14 protein-coding genes are annotated in these 15990 nt (G+C 55.2%); 9 read left to right on the forward strand and 5 right to left on the reverse strand.

Annotation, left to right across the window (positions count from 1 at the left end):
• Positions 1–51: 51 nt before the first annotated feature.
• The gene (locus CPA57_RS07450; protein WP_182082189.1) at positions 52–582 is read left to right on the forward strand and encodes a transposase; all 531 of its coding nucleotides are present in this window, start codon (positions 52–54) and stop codon (positions 580–582) included.
• Positions 583–741: 159 nt separating this feature from the next.
• On the opposite strand, the gene CPA57_RS07455 is transcribed toward CPA57_RS07450, so the two are convergent.
• Both CPA57_RS07455 and CPA57_RS07460 read right to left on the reverse strand, forming a co-directional pair.
• On the reverse strand, positions 742–2022 hold the full coding sequence (locus CPA57_RS07455) for a YncE family protein (RefSeq protein ID WP_229709334.1): 1281 nt from the start codon (positions 2020–2022) through the stop codon (positions 742–744).
• The gene (locus CPA57_RS07460) at positions 2019–2906 is read right to left on the reverse strand and encodes a creatininase family protein (protein WP_229709335.1); all 888 of its coding nucleotides are present in this window, start codon (positions 2904–2906) and stop codon (positions 2019–2021) included. The genes CPA57_RS07455 and CPA57_RS07460 overlap by 4 nt, the downstream gene beginning before the upstream one ends.
• A 130-nt stretch (positions 2907–3036) precedes the next feature.
• Here CPA57_RS07460 and CPA57_RS07465 point away from each other — a divergent pair, with 130 nt between their 5' ends.
• Positions 3037–3591 carry a DUF2721 domain-containing protein gene (locus CPA57_RS07465; RefSeq protein ID WP_229709336.1) on the forward strand — a complete coding sequence of 185 codons (555 nt, stop codon included), beginning with the start codon at positions 3037–3039 and terminating at the stop codon, positions 3589–3591.
• Here CPA57_RS07465 and pstS read toward each other — a convergent pair.
• The gene (gene pstS / locus CPA57_RS07470) at positions 3542–4546 is read right to left on the reverse strand and encodes a phosphate ABC transporter substrate-binding protein PstS (RefSeq protein WP_182082190.1); all 1005 of its coding nucleotides are present in this window, start codon (positions 4544–4546) and stop codon (positions 3542–3544) included. The genes CPA57_RS07465 and pstS overlap by 50 nt on opposite strands.
• 259 nt (positions 4547–4805) lie before the next feature.
• Between pstS and CPA57_RS07475 the strand changes: the two genes are divergently transcribed.
• Positions 4806–6539 carry a hypothetical protein gene (locus CPA57_RS07475; protein ID WP_182082191.1) on the forward strand — a complete coding sequence of 578 codons (1734 nt, stop codon included), beginning with the start codon at positions 4806–4808 and terminating at the stop codon, positions 6537–6539.
• Positions 6540–6548: 9 nt separating this feature from the next.
• Here the strand turns inward: CPA57_RS07475 and CPA57_RS07480 are convergent, their stop codons facing one another.
• Positions 6549–8342, reverse strand: coding sequence for a DUF262 domain-containing protein (locus CPA57_RS07480; protein WP_182082192.1), 1794 nt, complete (start codon positions 8340–8342; stop codon positions 6549–6551).
• A gap of 138 nt (positions 8343–8480) precedes the next feature.
• Between CPA57_RS07480 and CPA57_RS07485 the strand changes: the two genes are divergently transcribed.
• From CPA57_RS07485 to CPA57_RS07510, 6 genes are all read left to right on the forward strand, one after another.
• Positions 8481–9824, forward strand: a complete 1344-nt coding sequence (locus CPA57_RS07485) for a UDP-glucose dehydrogenase family protein (RefSeq protein WP_195805439.1) — start codon at positions 8481–8483, stop codon at positions 9822–9824.
• A 182-nt stretch (positions 9825–10006) separates the two neighbouring features.
• Positions 10007–11155 carry a hypothetical protein gene (locus CPA57_RS07490; RefSeq protein ID WP_182082193.1) on the forward strand — a complete coding sequence of 383 codons (1149 nt, stop codon included), beginning with the start codon at positions 10007–10009 and terminating at the stop codon, positions 11153–11155.
• 25 nt (positions 11156–11180) lie between these two features.
• Positions 11181–11966, forward strand: coding sequence for an MlaE family ABC transporter permease (locus CPA57_RS07495; protein ID WP_182082194.1), 786 nt, complete (start codon positions 11181–11183; stop codon positions 11964–11966).
• The gene (locus CPA57_RS07500) at positions 11963–12802 is read left to right on the forward strand and encodes an ABC transporter ATP-binding protein (protein ID WP_182082195.1); all 840 of its coding nucleotides are present in this window, start codon (positions 11963–11965) and stop codon (positions 12800–12802) included. Before CPA57_RS07495 ends, CPA57_RS07500 begins: the two co-directional genes overlap by 4 nt.
• A gap of 1 nt (position 12803) precedes the next feature.
• Entirely contained in the window at positions 12804–14213 is a 1410-nt protein-coding gene (radA, locus tag CPA57_RS07505) for a DNA repair protein RadA (protein WP_182082196.1), read from the forward strand.
• 84 nt (positions 14214–14297) lie between these two features.
• Entirely contained in the window at positions 14298–15290 is a 993-nt protein-coding gene (locus CPA57_RS07510; RefSeq protein WP_182082197.1) for an MIP/aquaporin family protein, read from the forward strand.
• 33 nt (positions 15291–15323) lie between these two features.
• On the opposite strand, the gene CPA57_RS07515 is transcribed toward CPA57_RS07510, so the two are convergent.
• Positions 15324–15917 (reverse strand): IMPACT family protein, encoded by a 594-nt coding sequence (locus CPA57_RS07515; protein WP_182082198.1) that lies wholly within the window; start codon positions 15915–15917, stop codon positions 15324–15326.
• Positions 15918–15990 lie beyond the last annotated feature (73 nt).

Consider the following 15990-nt stretch of genomic DNA (forward strand, 5'->3'; position numbering starts at 1 on the left):
GGCTGGCATCAGCTCCTCGCGAATAAATTCAGCTTTATAGGCGAGGGCTGCGTGACCAGCCTACCCAACAACATCCTTCACCTACCGGAGTACCACCTCCTGGACTCCAAGGAAGAGGAGCACGACTTCCACTTCCAGCTAGAAGCTCCCACCCCCGTCATCTGCGAGGAGTGCGGAGTTCAGGGTGAGTTCGTCCGGTTCGGCAAGAAGCAAAGCACCTACTGCGACCTGCCGATGTACGGTAAGCGGGTCACCCTGTGGATGATCCGCCGCCGCTATATCTGCCGTGCCTGCGACCAGACCTTCCGGCCTCGCCTGCCCGAGATCGTGGACGGTTACCGCATGACTCGCCGGCTTCACACTCATGTCGAGAAGGCGCTGGCTCAATGGATTAACGACATCCCGCGGGGGCAGAAGGAGGTCTGGAAGGATCTCGTCAAGGCTGTCAGCAACTGGCGCGAAGAGATACTGACCTACTTCGAGACCGAAATCCCGATCACCAACGCCCTCACGGAGTCGATCTATCAACCTTCTGGGAAGAATAAGGTTTTGGTGGATCAGAAGAGAACGTCAACCACTTAATCCGGATACCCGAAATAACCCCAAGTAACGGTTACATCCCACCCTAATGCGGAGGTGAATTTTTCTCTGCTACCGTAAAACAGACATAAAAAAAGGGGGCCAAAGCCCCCTTTTCCTACAAAACACCATGAGACAGATGCGATCTCCTAACCAGAGAATTTAGCGCATAATGCCCGTATGGCCGATGCTGTACCGACCCGGCTGAGGCCAGACGGTCAGGCCATGAGGCTCAGCACCAACGGGGATAATCTTCATAGCCCCGGTCTGGGTATCAATGGCATAAACGACATCATCAAACCGGCCAGAGAGCCAGAGCATTTTGCCGTCTGCACTGACATTCCCCATGTCCGGGCTGCCACCACCGGGAATGGGCCATGTCTTCAGCACCTTGTCCGTTGCCACATCCACAACGGAAACACTGCCCTTGCTGTGGCGAGGACCATGCACCATGTGGGACCCACGGTTAGCCACATAAATCAGCTTGGCATCACGGCTCGGATACAGGCCATGTGTCCCCAGCCCTGTGGGAATGAAGCCCGTCTCCTTGAAGCTATCACCATCAATGATGAACACGCCATCTGCATGCATGTCAGCTACATAGAATTTGTGGCCATCCGGTGCGGCCAGAACATCCTGCGGCATCCCCCCTTTGGAGAGTTTTAGCATCCCCAGCAACGTACGGTTGACCGTATCCACCTTGGCCAGGTACCGCCCAAACTCGCACGTAAAGATCGCATAGCGTCCATCCGCAGAGAAGGCAGCGTGGTTGATTCCCTCGCACAGAGGTGCCTCAACAGAGCTTTTCAACGCCATGCTATGCGGGTCCCGGAAGTCCAGACGACGATGAGCTTCCGCCACAACGATCGCATTCTGCCCATCCGGCGTGAAATACATGTTGTACGGGTCATCCACGGCAACAGCCTTACCGGGTTTACCCGTTAGCGGGTCGATCGGTGTCAGGGAGCCATCCGTATGGCCCTCACTGTTATTCGTCACCCATAGCGTCCGCAAATCCCATGAGGGTACAACATGCTGAGGAGACCGCCCCACCGGGAACGTATCCACAACCTTATAGGTTTTGGGGTCGATCACGGAGACACTATTGCCACGCAGATTAGGCACATAGATACGCTCCAGATCATGCGCCACAACGGGAGAGAGCTTATCCGGACCGCTTGCCTCGCTATAGATATTATGAATATCCGGCACGGGCGGCATACCCGGAATAGTCTGCACAACCAGTGCCTGCTCTGTCACTGTGCCAGAAGCAGATGATGAAACCTTGCCATCTGCGGTAGGGTCACCATCTGGGAACGGCTTTGGTGAATCGGCAACGATCGGTTCATCCTGCGGGTCAGGATGATTGGCTGTCTGCTGGGCCTGAGCTGCCCCCGCAGCTAGTAACGCCCCCATCGCCAAAAAAGAAACTTTAAGCCTCATGGGTGTCTCCTGTTGAAAGACGAAATGGCCTCAGCAGCGGCCTGCACTTGCATGGCTGTGCCGGCCCGGCCAAGTTCAGCCGTTGCCTGCCGCGGGTCACCACCATAGACACCATCGGCAGAATCTGGTTTGTCAGCCTGCCTCAGAAGCCCCTCCAACACAAGGGACGGGTCCACAGCAAGCATGAGTGACGTATCGCTTATGTCGGCATGTTTCCCTAAAGCCACACCATAGCCCCGCTGCCGCAGATAATCCCCATACTTCCCGGCCACGACCTCATAATACGCCCCGACATACAGGGCTCTCACCGCCCCCTCCGCAGCCCACCGCCTGTTCAGCTTTTTGGCCAGAGCCGCCAGCTGGGTTTGATAGCCCCCATGATCCCCCAACAACACGATGGTCGTGAATCCTTGTGCCTTCAGGCTTTCTGCGGTGCCTTCCACCAATCCGGCGAACACTGCGGGAGGGATGGAAAGCGTCCCTGCAAAACGCATATGCCCCGTACGCGGGTGGGTTGAACCTTCCGGCACATAAGCCAATACGGGGGCTACCAGCGTCCGCCCCACCTTACGGGCGATCTCATCCGCTAAAACATGGGCCCGGATATTATGTTTTCCCACCGCCATGTAAGGGCCACTCTGCTCCGTGCCACCAACAGGCAGAATAACCGTTCTGGTGCCCGCCTTCATGGCAGCGTCAATCTCCGTCCAGCTCTGGCAGGCCAGTTCCACCTGCCGGGCAGGGGGTGGGCAGGCCGGGGCTAGGTTCTCCGGCTCTTCTGCTCTGGCAGGGGCAGACAGGCCAGACAGACCGGCCAAGAGCAGCCCGCAAAGCCAAGACCGACCCAACAAGACGCCGTTCCCCCTCATAGTTCTGTTGCCCATCCAGCTCCCCTTGTGCATTATCGCCTCTCTATGAGGTCTCGATGTTCCGGCGATGGTTCCGCTCATGCCCATAGCGTGAACAGACCTTATCCGGCATACTGCCCTAGCGTACAACCCACCCAGAACCATCATGACCGTGCCCCTGCTGAACCCCCTGCCCTTCCTGAGCCAGATGAACAATATCGACGATGCTGCCCACATCATCCAGATGGCCCTAACCCCCGTCTTTATGCTCTCGGGTATCGGTACGCTGATCAATATTTTCAATACGAGGCTGGCCCGTGTCTCGGACCATCTGGACAATGTCAACCGCCTACTGGCCGCTCCACCTTCCGAGCAAGACCACCAGTACAGCTATGATACGCCACAAAGATTGAAGACCCGTCAGAAACGCCTGACCCGCCGCATTGTCGTGCTGGACCTCGCCATCATCCTCAACGGGCTAGGCGGGGCTATGACCTGCGGCGCCGCCATAGCCCTCTTTGTCGGCTCGCTCGGGGACGCCACAACGTCTCTCTGGCTGCTCGCCCTCTTCGGCACTGCACTAGGCTGCACCGTAGCCGCCCTGCTGGCCTTTCTGGCCGATACACTCCTCAGCTGGCACGGCCTACGGCATGAAGGGCAGGTCTCCCTACTTACTTCCCTGCTGCGCTCGAAGGCCAGCCACGCAAAACGGCATCACTAACGGATGCAGGCAGCCCCACATAGCCAAGCCGGGCATTAATCTCCGCCCCGTGAGTAAAGCCCCAACTAAAGAACCGCTTCACGCCCTGCCCCTCAGGCCGGTTGACGGCATCTTCAGGCACTAGAGCGTAAGTAGCAGACACGATAGGCCAACTCGTTGCCCCGGGCTGATCCAGCAAACTAACAGCGAAATGGTCTTCCGCCTTCCACTCCGCCGCTGAAGCTGCTGCAATGAAGCCCTTTAGAGACGGCAGCACGAATTGCCCATCATGATTCTTCATTTGGACAATGCCTAAGTGATTCTGAGCGGCATAGGCATATTCTACGTAGCCGATGCTCCCTTCCGTCTGCCGGACAAGGGCGGCAATGCCATCATTGCCTCGGGCACCGGCCCCACCGGCCCACTCCACAAGCGTGCCTGCTCCAATCTTAGCTTCCCACTCTGGGGATGTTCGGGAGAGGTAGGAGGTGAATACATAGGTCGTCCCAGCACCATCCGCCCGATGCACGGCTACAACCCCCATATCTGGCAGCTTCACCCCGGGATTGAGGGCCTGAATACGAGGATCATCCCAATCCGTAATGCGCCCATCATACAGAGCTGCCAGTGTCGGGCCATCCAGCCGCAGAGCGTCTGCCTCGATACCCGGCAGATTGACCACTAACACCACACCGCTCATGACGGTTGGGAACTGATAAAGATGCGTTTCTGCCAGACGGGCCGGGCTCATGGGCTTATCAGATGCCCCGAAATCTACCGTTCGAGCCACGACCTGATCCTGCCCTGCGCTGGAGCCGACCGTCTGATAATTGACCTGTAGACCCGCCTGCTCCCCGGCTGGAACGCTCCAGCTCTGATAAACCGGTGCGGCGAAGCTAGAGCCCGCCCCTGTTATCTCTACATCCTCTGCGTGGGCCACTCCCATGAGAGCGGATGAAACGGACAGCACCAGCATGCAAGCCCTGCCGTATTTCCTCCAATGGAGAAGACCTTTGTCTATCGGACGCATAAACCCCTCGGCACACGCAATGATCACCTGTCTGCCGTTATAGCTGCGCCACCATCCCAGACAATAAAAATATACAAAGACACAAAGAAAAGTCTTTTTAAACACAACAAAATGAGTAAATAGACACGTTAAGCCATGTGCTCTGCAGGAGTTATTCGTGAAACTGACAAAAAAATGTAATATAACTTCCTTTTGTTACAGTTTTATGACAGTAATATTTCTGTCATACAGTGCATCACACTTCATTTCATCCGCCTATGCAGCTGGGTCTGACGATGCCATCACTCTGATGGAAAGACAGATACACGCCATGCAAGCCCAGCTTGAGGCCATGAAGCAGAAACAAGCCGCCGAGAATCGGCGTGTCCGGGCTGAACTTGCCCGCCAGAGAGAACTCATCGAGGCAGACCCTTATGCCTCCAGAGCACGGGTTCTAGGCCAGCCCACCACCGTAGGGTACGGGGTACCATCATCACACCCTCAGGCTGGGGCGTACGATGATGTCTTCGGCCTTGGCAACACCATCCTCGCCCCCTCCCGCACAGCCAGTACCCCCTATGGTGAACTGACCGCCATTCCCCCAGCCCATCCAGACCTCTACAGCCCCATGCGCCGGGGACAGCTCCAGATTGGCGGTATCCGCCTGACACTGGGCGGGTACCTGGAAGCCGCAGGCGTCTGGCGGTCTCGCAACAGTGCAGCCGACATTGCCAGTGCCTATAATGGCATCCCGTGGCATAATCAGCCTGCCTCCCACATGAGCGAATTCCATCAGACTGAACGACAGAGCCGCCTTGCCTTTCTGGCAGAAGGGATGCTGACCCACTGGCTGGAAGCTGACGCCTATGTGGAAACAGACTTTCAAGGATCGGGCTCATCCTCCAACTCCCGTCAATCCAATTCCTATGTGCCGCGCGCCCGTGTCGTCTATGGTGAACTGAAAGACCGGGAAGATGGCTGGTACCTGCTGGGTGGGCAGAGCTGGTCGCTAATTACGCTCTTCAACAAGGGAATGTTGGCTCGTGATGAGCAAACCCCGATGGTCATTGAGGCGCAATACGTTCCCGGCTTTAACTGGACACGCAACTCCCAGTTCCGTGTGGTCAAGACATTCGGTAAAGAAGAACGCTACGCTGCCGGTCTATCCATCGAAAATCCCAGCTCGGTTCCGGCTGGTGTGTCACCCTGCTCCAACGCAGCTAACCACTGCACCACGACGGACCGGCTGACAGGTACGAATGTCAATAACCCTTCCACCTACTACACAACCGACCCAGCACCGGACCTCATCGCCAAGGTAGCTGCCGACCCCGGCTGGGGCCATTACGAGCTTACAGGCGTCATGCGCTTCTTCCGGGACCGGACAAGCACGTTGGGCGAAGGGCACAACCATACCCGCATCGCTGGAGGCGGTGGGGGTGGCATGGTCCTACCCCTCATCAATAGCAAACTATATTTTCAGGCTTCTGGTCTCGTCGGTACAGGGCTAGGCCGCTATGGCACGTCGAACATGCCGGATTATACCTACGGGCGTAACGGTGCCGTCACACCTCTGCCAGAAGCCAACCTACTTATCGGCCTTTATGGCACCCCCCTCAAAAAACTGAAGCTCTACTCCTATGCGGGGGCGGAGACTGTCCTCAGCCGCCGTGCCTTTGATGATAATGGTGCCCATTATGGTTATGGCAACCGGGGCTTCGACATGCGGGGCTGCTCTACCGAACTCGCCACCAACTGCGCTGCTTCTGGCAATATCCGCACAGTAGCACAAGTAACAGGGGGCTTCTGGTACACAGCGGCCAAGGGTGATTATGGCACTCTATTGGTTGGCGGGCAGTACGCCCACACCCATGTACAGGCTTTTTCCGGCCTTGGTGGCAAACCCAAGAGTGACGCCGATATGGTCCTGATGTCCCTCCGCTACCAGCCGTTTAATTGAGGAGGGCCGTTACGGTCCTCCCATATCCAGTTCTCTGCCGTAATGCTCACTAGGGACATTCCACACAGTACAAGCGAGCTCAGCCAACCACTGAGCTCGCTGACGAATTGTATTCTTATTCCACTCATCAAATGGATGCATATGGGCCACTGCCCGATCAATAGCTGTATTTCCTATGTCCGGTTTCTCAGAAATGATTCTCGTTAACAAATAACGAGACTTGGGATAGATACGTTTCTTATAAGAAAACGCCTTGTTACCCAAAGACATATTGATTGACTTTTCTACAAGGGCCAGATTTCCAATGGACCAAATTAAGCTTGGATCATCAGCACCTAAACCAAACTCCTTGTAAACATCGCAGTCTGACTTCTGTGGGAGAATATGCTCTAGGTGAATTTCCTTGGTGTTGCAATAATAGGAAAGAGGATTATCGCTTCCGTAAGCGTCTCTATCAACAGCCTGCGTTAGTTTCCCAAGAACATAATCAAACTGATATTTTGGCAATGACCTATTATCTATACTCCTAAACATATCATAAAATTTAGATGAGTGTTTTTTCTTCTGCGCCTGAAACGTTTCCTTTGAGAACGCTTTATAATCTTCCATCGTTCTCACTCGAGAAAGAAGAAGAGACCACTTAGCAAATAAAGCCTCAAATGTTCTAATTTCTTCTCTCACAAGGATACATACAAACAGAAACGATTCAATATCACGACATAAGGCTGAGAAAACTTCAGATGAAAGGTTACGACCCGCAAGAAGGAGAACCAAATACTGCCTGGCAGATGTATGTTTCCTATACAAAAAAGATATATTCTCAAGAATATAATTCTGCTCTCCCCTACTATCCTTCTTCTTCAAAAAGAAAGCATACGCTTTCAAAGCTTCTTTCAATTTTTCGGTAAACCCAACTGGGTTATCGCTTAGACCAATCTTCTTATCATTATTGATAAGCCATTCATATAGTTCATCTTTCGCAAGTCGTGGCACACCCCATTTAGAAAAAATAAAATACCTCAGAAAACGCAGAGGCTTCTCATTAATTTTATACAATTCATCTACAATAAACTTCCAACATTCTTGTAGATATTCAAACTGAGTTTTCTCAGCATTCATAAATAGAAGATTTTTCAATAAATCCATAGCATTCAACCCAATGCCACGATCATTAATTGTTTCAAATATCTTCAAAGCCCTACCAAAACTATCTGTGTATATCTTTATAAGCTTTACATTAGCCATAAGATATCCAAAGAATTTCTTTATTTCTACAACAGAATCATCAAGATCATTTGATAGAAAATCTTTCACAACATTATAAGCAATAGAAATATTCTTTATTGATCTTGTATCTTTACTTGTTATTTTCCGACCTTCTATCAAATCATCGAAAACACCCTCTGCATCTTTATATTGTGGTTCTAAACGTGCTCGATGGCAGTCATTACCATACTGATCTGTATCAACATCAACGATGCTCTTTTTTATTCCCTCCAAGTTCTCCTCTCCGAGCGCAGATAATCTGTCCCTTATTGCACATAATACGATAAAAAGCGTTGTAATACGCTGTTGGCCATCAATAAGATCATCAGCTCCCCTTTCTGTTTGACTCGGACAAACCACTACAGAACCAATAAAATACTCAGAGTACTCTCCTTCCATTTGCTCAGAACGTATATCCCCCAAAAGCTGAGTTACTTGATTCTTTCCCCAGACGTACTCTCGTTGGTAACGAGGGACAATATAGAACTTCTGGAAAAGTTCTTTTACACTTACGTCTCTTGATTCAATCGCAGCCATTTGACCCACCACAAAGAAAAATTAAAAAGTCTATTTATGAAAAGACAAAAACCACAATTAACTTTTTTTATCAAACATGAATTTACCATAATATACATTTTATATATTGTTCACGCCCTTACCCTCCTAGGAGACCCCATGCACATCACCATGATTGGCGGCGGTTATGTCGGGCTGGTATCGGGGGCCTGTCTGGCAGCTGTCGGCACGAACGTGACCATCATCGAACATGACCCGACACGGCTTAATCGCCTGAAGGCCGGAGACATCCCGCTTTATGAACCCGGGCTTGAGGAACTAGTTGCCGAGCAACGGCAAGCAGGGCGGCTAGCATTTTCTGATGACCTAGCAGCGGCCCTGCAGAAAAGCCGTGCCGTTTTTATCGCCGTAGGCACCCCTACACGCCGAGGCAGCGGCCACGCCGATCTAAGTTACGTCCACGCCGCAGCACGGGCCATTGCCGCCCATGCGCCTGACGGCCTGTTGATCGTCACAAAATCCACCGTCCCGGTTGGCACCGGGCGGCAGGTTGCGGCCATCGTCCGGCAAGCCCGCCCTGACCTGACCTTTCACATCGCCTCTAATCCCGAATTCCTACGGGAAGGCCATGCCATTGCTGACTTCATGCAGCCGGACCGTGTCATCATTGGGCTGGAAAGCTCCCCCACTATCCCTTCCACAGCCCGCACTCTGCTGGAACAACTTTATGCCCCTCTAAACGGGCCAGAAAACCGCCTGCTCTTCATGGGGTTGGAAAGTGCAGAACTGACAAAATATGCCGCCAATGCCTTCCTTGCCATGAAGGTGACCTTCGCTAATGAAATGGCCGATCTCTGCGAGGCCACAGGCGGGCAGATTGCCGATGTGACCCACGGTATGGGTATGGACCCCCGCATAGGCCCTCATTTTCTCATGCCGGGGCCGGGCTATGGCGGGTCTTGTTTCCCCAAAGATACGCAAGCTCTGGCAACCTCTGCACGGCAGGCAGGTACCCCGGTGCAGCTTATTGAGACCACCATCGCCGCTAATGAGGCCCGCAAACGCCGCCTTGCCGAACGTATCCTTGCCCTTGCTAAGGGTGACATCACCGACTGCACCATCGCCGTGCTGGGGCTGACCTTCAAAGCCCACACTGATGACATGCGGCAGGCCCCTGCTCTGACTATCCTGCCTCTTCTGCATGAAGCGGGAGCGACATTGCGTGTTCATGACCCACAGGGGATGAGCACAGCCAAGCCCTTGCTGCCAGATGGCATCACCTATGCCGACAGCCCCCTTCAAGCCGCCGAGGGGGCCGATATGCTGCTGGTCCTGACAGAATGGCCCGTTTTTGCGTCCCTTACTCCGGCTCAGCTGGCCCCCAAAATGCGTGGCAGACTGATTCTGGACTACCGGCAGATATGGCAGGGCCATGACTGGCAGCAGGCTGGCTTTCACTATCATTCTCTAGGGTACGGCACACACCGTGACAGCCACTCCTGACAGTCCCGCCCATCATCGCCATATCCCTGCCTATAAAGCGGGCTATCCTCATGCCGCCCGGCTGCCTATAATGACAATAATGGTAACGGGGCCATAAACGGTGAAGGGCTGACAGGACCTGCCGCCTGTCTGGTCCTATAGGCAACCTATCTTTGCCATATCTTATATTCGGGAGTCCCTGAGTGAGCATGCGTAACATCCGGACCTGTCTTTCCCTGTTCCTTAGGCGCAGTATGTGCCTTGGGACCATTCTGGGCAGCACCCTGATGGCTGGCAGCAGTCTGGCGGCTGAATCCCATGCTGTCCTCCATGCTGATGAGCTGGACCTCAGTGCGCCCTGTGCTCAGGTTCATATCAGGGCGGATGCTACCCTAAAGGACAGCATGGTGGTCGAGGAGGCCGTTGGCTTCACCCCGGATATACAGACAACCCGCGATGGCACAGAAAGTCACGTTCGCCTTGCCCTGCACAACTGCCCCAAGGGAGGGCGGCTAGTGTTGCATCTTTCCAGCGACACCGCCCTGACACTGCATGACAGCCCGCAGGCCCACATCACCATCAGCGGTACACTCACCACGCTAGAGAGCAATTTGGACGATGCGTCCCTGCAGGTAGAACGTGTAGAATCGCTGGACATGTCTATCTCCGGCACGACACAGGCCCATATTGCCCAGCTGAATCGGGCAGCGCAGCTCAATGCTACGGGGGCCTCTCATCTAGAGGTAGATACCGCTCTTCTCTCCGCCTTTTCGGCTCAAATGTCCGATAACAGCCAGCTCTCCATCGCCGCTGGGCAGATCGACAGCCTGACACTGAACGCCTCCCATCAGGCGGATGCCTCCATCATGGCAACTGTCAACAATGCCAGCATCACCACCAATGATGCCGCCAGTGTTACACTCAGCAAAGTTACGGGTAGCGTACAGGATGGCGGAACAAAACACATCACCCACGCCAGCCCGCCAGAACCTGCCCCGGTAAAACAGACCGTACAGCCTTCTACCCAGCCTCCCCAGCCGGATGGTCAGGCACAGGGGCTGAACAACCCCACCGTTCCCCATGTGCCGAAGCAGGTGATCGTAACACCTCCCGCCCCCTCTCCAGCAGTCAGCAGCCCTACCGCTGGGCAGGCGGGCACTATCCCGGCACAGCCCGCACCGCCTGCACCAACGGCACCACTTCCTACATCAGGCACTCTGCCGCAAGCACCCCAGCAGCCTACGCCGCCAGCAGCAGCCAGCACCCCGGCACACCCCGCCGCTGCCCTGCCATCTAAGCCCGCTCCACAAGGGAGCGCACCGGTAACACCGCAGAACCAAACACCAAAATGACCGGCAGACAGCAAAGGCAGAACGTGTGAGAGCTTTATCCCTTCCTTTCATCTTCCTTGGGCGTAGCGTATTGAGCGGGCTGCACCATGCTGGTGCGCTCAGCCTGTTTGCCCTGCGCGGGCTGGCAGGTACCTTCCGTTTACCTGTTTACGGGCAGATCATATTTTCCTGCCTGGTTGAGATCGGCTTTCTCTCCCTGCCTGTCGTGGCTCTCACAGCCATATTCTCTGGGGCGGTCATCGCTCTGCAATCTTATAGCGGGTTTAGCCAGTATCACGCCCAGAATGCCGTTGGCGGCATTGTGGTCATGGCTATTACGAAAGAGCTAGGGCCGGTTCTAGCCGGGCTCATGGTGGCAGGCCGCATCGGGGCAGCCATTGCCGCACAGATCGGGGCTATGCGAGTGACTGATCAAATTGATGCCCTCAGCACACTGGCGACTGATCCCATCAAATATCTTGTCACACCCCGCCTTCTTGCCGGTATTCTGGCTCTGCCATTCCTTGTGCTGATTGCCGATATTCTGGGGGTTGCTGGCGGGTTTATCGTTGCTGTGAGCAAGCTGGGGTTCAGCCCTGCGCTGTATATCCATTCCACCTATGCCTCCCTCCATAGCCATGATGTCTTGGTTGGATTGCTCAAAGCGGCTGTCTTCGGCTTCCTTATCGCCCTACTGGGCTGTTACGAAGGCTATCACAGCCGTGGTGGAGCTGAGGGAGTCGGACGGGCTGCCACAGCCACCGTTGTGACGGCCTCCATTCTGATTCTCGCCTTTGATTATCTGCTGACGGACCTCTTCTTTACCGCATGACAACAGTACCATCCCCCTCTCAGCAGACCGCTGCAAACGATCAACCACGCCTGCGCATCCGTGGCCTGAAGAAAGCCTTCAACGGGCGGACAATCCTCAACGGGATTGATCTGGATGTGCCTGCTGGTCAGTCCACAGTCATCATCGGGGGCTCTGGCAACGGCAAGTCCCTCCTGCTCCGCTGTATTTTGGGGCTGATCGAACCAGATGCAGGAACCATTGAGATTGATGGTGAGAACATCATCGAGGCCTCACGCAGCCGCCGTGAGGCCCTGCTGCGGCGGATTGGGATGCTCTTTCAGAATGCTGCCCTGTTCGACAGCATGAGCGTGCTAGACAATATCCTGTTCGGCCTTAGAGCCAAGGGGAGTGACCGCAACAAAGACCACGCCGCACAAGAGCAGGAAGCACTCCACCTGCTGGAACTGGTAGGGCTGGGGCCCCATGTGGCACCGCTCAACCCAGCGGAACTTTCGGGCGGGATGCAGAAGCGTGTCGGGCTGGCCCGTGCCTTGGCCGGGCAGCCGGACATTCTCTTTTTTGATGAACCCACTACCGGGCTGGACCCCATCATGTCTGCCGTGATTGATGGCCTCATCAGCAATTGTGTTACCCAACTGGGGTCCACCGCCCTGACCATCACACATGACATGACCTCCGTAACCCGTATCGGCGACCACGCCGCCATGCTCTACGGGGGGAAAATCATCTGGCAGGGGCCCGCCGAGACACTGATGAACAGTGGCAACCCGATTGTCGACCAATTTACCCACGGGCGGCTTGAAGGGCCAATCCCTACCGGCAACCTGACAGCCACCCCTACGGACAAACGCTGACATGGCCCGGAAACCCGCCAGCCTGTTCGTCTGCCAGAACTGTCAGGCTCAATTTCCAAAATGGACAGGCCGCTGTGAGCAATGCGGCGAGTGGAACAGTCTGGAAGAAGAAACCAGAGCCGCCACCCCTGGCAGGACCACCGCCGCCACACGAAAAGGGGGCGGACTAAAGACAACACGACTGGATGGCAAAGCCACCCCTCCAGCTCGGCTAGACACGAACATGGCAGAGCTAAACCGGGTGCTGGGCAGTGGGCTCGTCCCCGGCTCGGTCGTGTTGGTGGGCGGAGACCCGGGCATTGGTAAATCCACCCTCATGCTTCAGATGACCTGCGCCCTCGCCAAGGCGCAGCATAATGTTCTCTATGTTTCCGGCGAAGAAGCCATAGACCAGATACGCCTACGAGCACGACGGCTAGAGCTGGACAAAGACCCAAAAGCACTGGATCAACTGGAGCTGGCAGCGTCCATCAATGTCAACGACATCACTGCAACGCTGGAGGATAAGCGGGCTTTTCAGGTCGTAGTCATCGACTCCATACAAACCATGTGGCTGGAAGGCGTGGCCAGTGCTCCTGGCTCGGTCTCACAGGTCCGCAGCTGTGCCTTCGAGCTGATCCGCCTCGCCAAAACATTAGGGTTTGTGCTCATCCTCATCGGCCACGTCACAAAGGAAGGCGCACTTGCTGGCCCCCGTGTGCTGGAACATATGGTCGATGCCGTACTGTATTTTGAAGGTGACCGAGGCCATCAATTCCGTATTCTCCGGGCGGCCAAGAACCGCTTTGGTGCTACCGATGAGATCGGCGTTTTCGCCATGACCGATACCGGCCTGCGGGAGGTCCCCAACCCTTCTGCCCTGTTCCTAGCCGAGCGACATGGCAATGTTGCTGGGTCTGCCGTGTTCGCTGGACTAGAAGGAACCCGCCCCATATTGCTGGAGGTGCAGGTCCTGCTTTCTGCCAAAAGTAGCGACGGAGCAGCCCGCCGTGCCGTGCTTGGCTGGGATAGCTCCCGGCTGAATATGGTCCTTGCCGTGCTGGAAGCCCGCTGCGGGCTGAAGCTAGGCAGCATGGATGTTCACCTCAATGTCACTGGTGGGCTGAAAGTAACCGAGCCTGCTGCCGACCTTGCCGTAGCCGCAGCCTTGATCTCCGCCGCTACAGGCCAGCCCACTGCTCCTGATGAAGCTTATTTCGGGGAGATCGGTCTTTCGGGGGAGATACGGCAAGTCAGCCAGACGGGCATCAGGCTGAAAGAGATCGCCAAGCTTGGATTCCGACAGGCTGTTATCCCCCGCCATGTGGGTACGGCCAATGCCCGCCCCAAAGCTCCGCGCTCCCTCACTATTGCAGAAACCGGACATCTCAGCGAACTGGTCCGCCGCTTTTCACCAGCTGGGAAAGATTAAATTGCCCTTATTAGCTTGACCAAACAGCCAACAGATCAGCAACATATGGTGAGTTCTTCTAGTCGTTCCTGAAAAGTAACCTCTATGTCTGCCTCTTCTCCCCCACCGCAGCCAGAGCATAAGGCCCGTTTCATTGCCCGACATGTGCGATACCCGCACATCCATATTCCCCATATCCATTTTTCCCGCCGGGAACTGGTGGACCGCCCGCTGGCTGGCAAACCTCACCCTGACCAGCCCCTCCACTGGAAGCTCTACTTCATGGAGGCCATCGCCACAGCCATCATGCTGACCATCGGCATCAGCACGACCACTATTCTAGCCTCGGGCAGATCGCCCCTTGCCGCCCTGCTGGCCCCTCATCCTGTCATACGCTCCATTCTTATCGGGCTGTTCTTTGGGCTAGCAGGGACCATCGCTACGCTATCCCCCTTCGGCAAGGTCAGCGGGGCGCATCTCAACCCCTCTGTGACACTGGCTTTCTTCCTCACCAAGAAGATTCGCTGGCCCGATGCCTTGGGCTATCTCGGTGCCCAACTTGTTGGAGCCTTCTCTGGCACACTCATTGCATGTCTGGGGATCAGCTTGCTGCTGCCCATCTGGCATCCCATGGTCAGCCAGATCAATTATGCCGGGACGTTCCCCTCTAGCAATTACGGTCTCGGCCTTGCCGCCTTGATGGAGGCCATCGCCACGGCAGGGCTGATCATGATCATCTATTTCACGGCCTCAAGGCCGAAATGGCAGCATCTGACAACATGGATTTGTGCCTTCTATTTTGCCATCACCAATCCGCTAATTTCTGGATTTTCCGGCAATAGTACAAATTTTATGCGAACACTGGCCCCCGATACGCTGGCCCATAATCTGCATGGTGTATGGATCTATCTAGTCGGGCCTTTCATCGGTTCGGCACTGGCACTCCAACTAGCTCGCCTTCTTTTCTCCATGCATGGGCTAAAAGAGGCCCGCATTGTCAATTTTGGCCATCATGGGCGTGTGCCCCGCTATGAAGCCCCCGAGGCTACCGGCCCCACGCCGCAAGAACTCAAACAACAAGACCAAGAAAAGACCTGACAGAGAGGGGTTTCAGCCCCTCCGTCACGGCTGCTACTGCTCATCCAGCACACGGATAGGCTCCTGACCCCGTGTCAGGTCCCGCAGCCAGTTTTCTACGGCTGTACGTTCCTGCACGGGAACAGCTAGCTCCATCGTCGCCCCTTCAGCCCCGAAATCGCAACGTCGTATCTCTACATTCCAACCCGGAAGTTTAGCCTCTACCTCGGCATAAACGGGGAAAGGGCAATGAAACCCGAGGCGGATACGTTCCACCCGCTCAATTTTAGCAGCCTCCCGCAGGCAGGCCGCCGCCGCCCCGCCATAAGCCCGAACCAACCCACCAGCCCCAAGCTTAATGCCACCAAACCAGCGGATGACGACTACCATTACGCCATCAAAATCCTGCCCCTCTATAGCAGAGAGGATCGGACGGCCTGCAGTACCAGACGGCTCGCCATCATCACTTACACGGTATCGCCCGCCAACACGGAAGGCCCAACAATTATGGGTAGCGTCCGGCACAGCCACTTTTGCCAGAAAGGCCATGGCCCCGGCCTCATCTTCCACAGGGGCTGCCAGAGTGCGGAACACGCTATGGCGGATGATACTTTCATGCTCGGCAATGCCGTCCAACGTCCAGGTCATACATCCATTTTGCCGCAGATCAGCCGTCCTGTCAGCCAGAAAGCCCCACATCGAAACAGAGTACCCAATGGCC

It is taken from the genome of Bombella favorum (assembly GCF_014048475.1).
GTDB lineage: Bacteria > Pseudomonadota > Alphaproteobacteria > Acetobacterales > Acetobacteraceae > Bombella > Bombella favorum.

Bases quoted from the DNA above. Each gene is read 5' to 3' on its own strand.
- CPA57_RS07515 (WP_182082198.1), bottom strand. From the start codon at position 15,917: ATGACCTGGACGTTGGACGGCATTGCCGAGCATGAAAGTATCATCCGC.
- CPA57_RS07500 (WP_182082195.1), top strand. From the start codon at position 11,963: ATGACAACAGTACCATCCCCCTCTCAGCAGACCGCTGCAAACGATCAA.
- CPA57_RS07455 (WP_229709334.1), bottom strand. From the start codon at position 2,022: ATGAGGCTTAAAGTTTCTTTTTTGGCGATGGGGGCGTTACTAGCTGCG.
- CPA57_RS07510 (WP_182082197.1), top strand. From the start codon at position 14,298: ATGTCTGCCTCTTCTCCCCCACCGCAGCCAGAGCATAAGGCCCGTTTC.
- radA (WP_182082196.1), top strand. From the start codon at position 12,804: ATGGCCCGGAAACCCGCCAGCCTGTTCGTCTGCCAGAACTGTCAGGCT.
- CPA57_RS07485 (WP_195805439.1), top strand. From the start codon at position 8,481: ATGCACATCACCATGATTGGCGGCGGTTATGTCGGGCTGGTATCGGGG.
- CPA57_RS07460 (WP_229709335.1), bottom strand. From the start codon at position 2,906: ATGGGCAACAGAACTATGAGGGGGAACGGCGTCTTGTTGGGTCGGTCT.
- CPA57_RS07475 (WP_182082191.1), top strand. From the start codon at position 4,806: ATGACAGTAATATTTCTGTCATACAGTGCATCACACTTCATTTCATCC.
- CPA57_RS07465 (WP_229709336.1), top strand. From the start codon at position 3,037: ATGACCGTGCCCCTGCTGAACCCCCTGCCCTTCCTGAGCCAGATGAAC.
- CPA57_RS07480 (WP_182082192.1), bottom strand. From the start codon at position 8,342: ATGGCTGCGATTGAATCAAGAGACGTAAGTGTAAAAGAACTTTTCCAG.
- pstS (WP_182082190.1), bottom strand. From the start codon at position 4,546: ATGCTGGTGCTGTCCGTTTCATCCGCTCTCATGGGAGTGGCCCACGCA.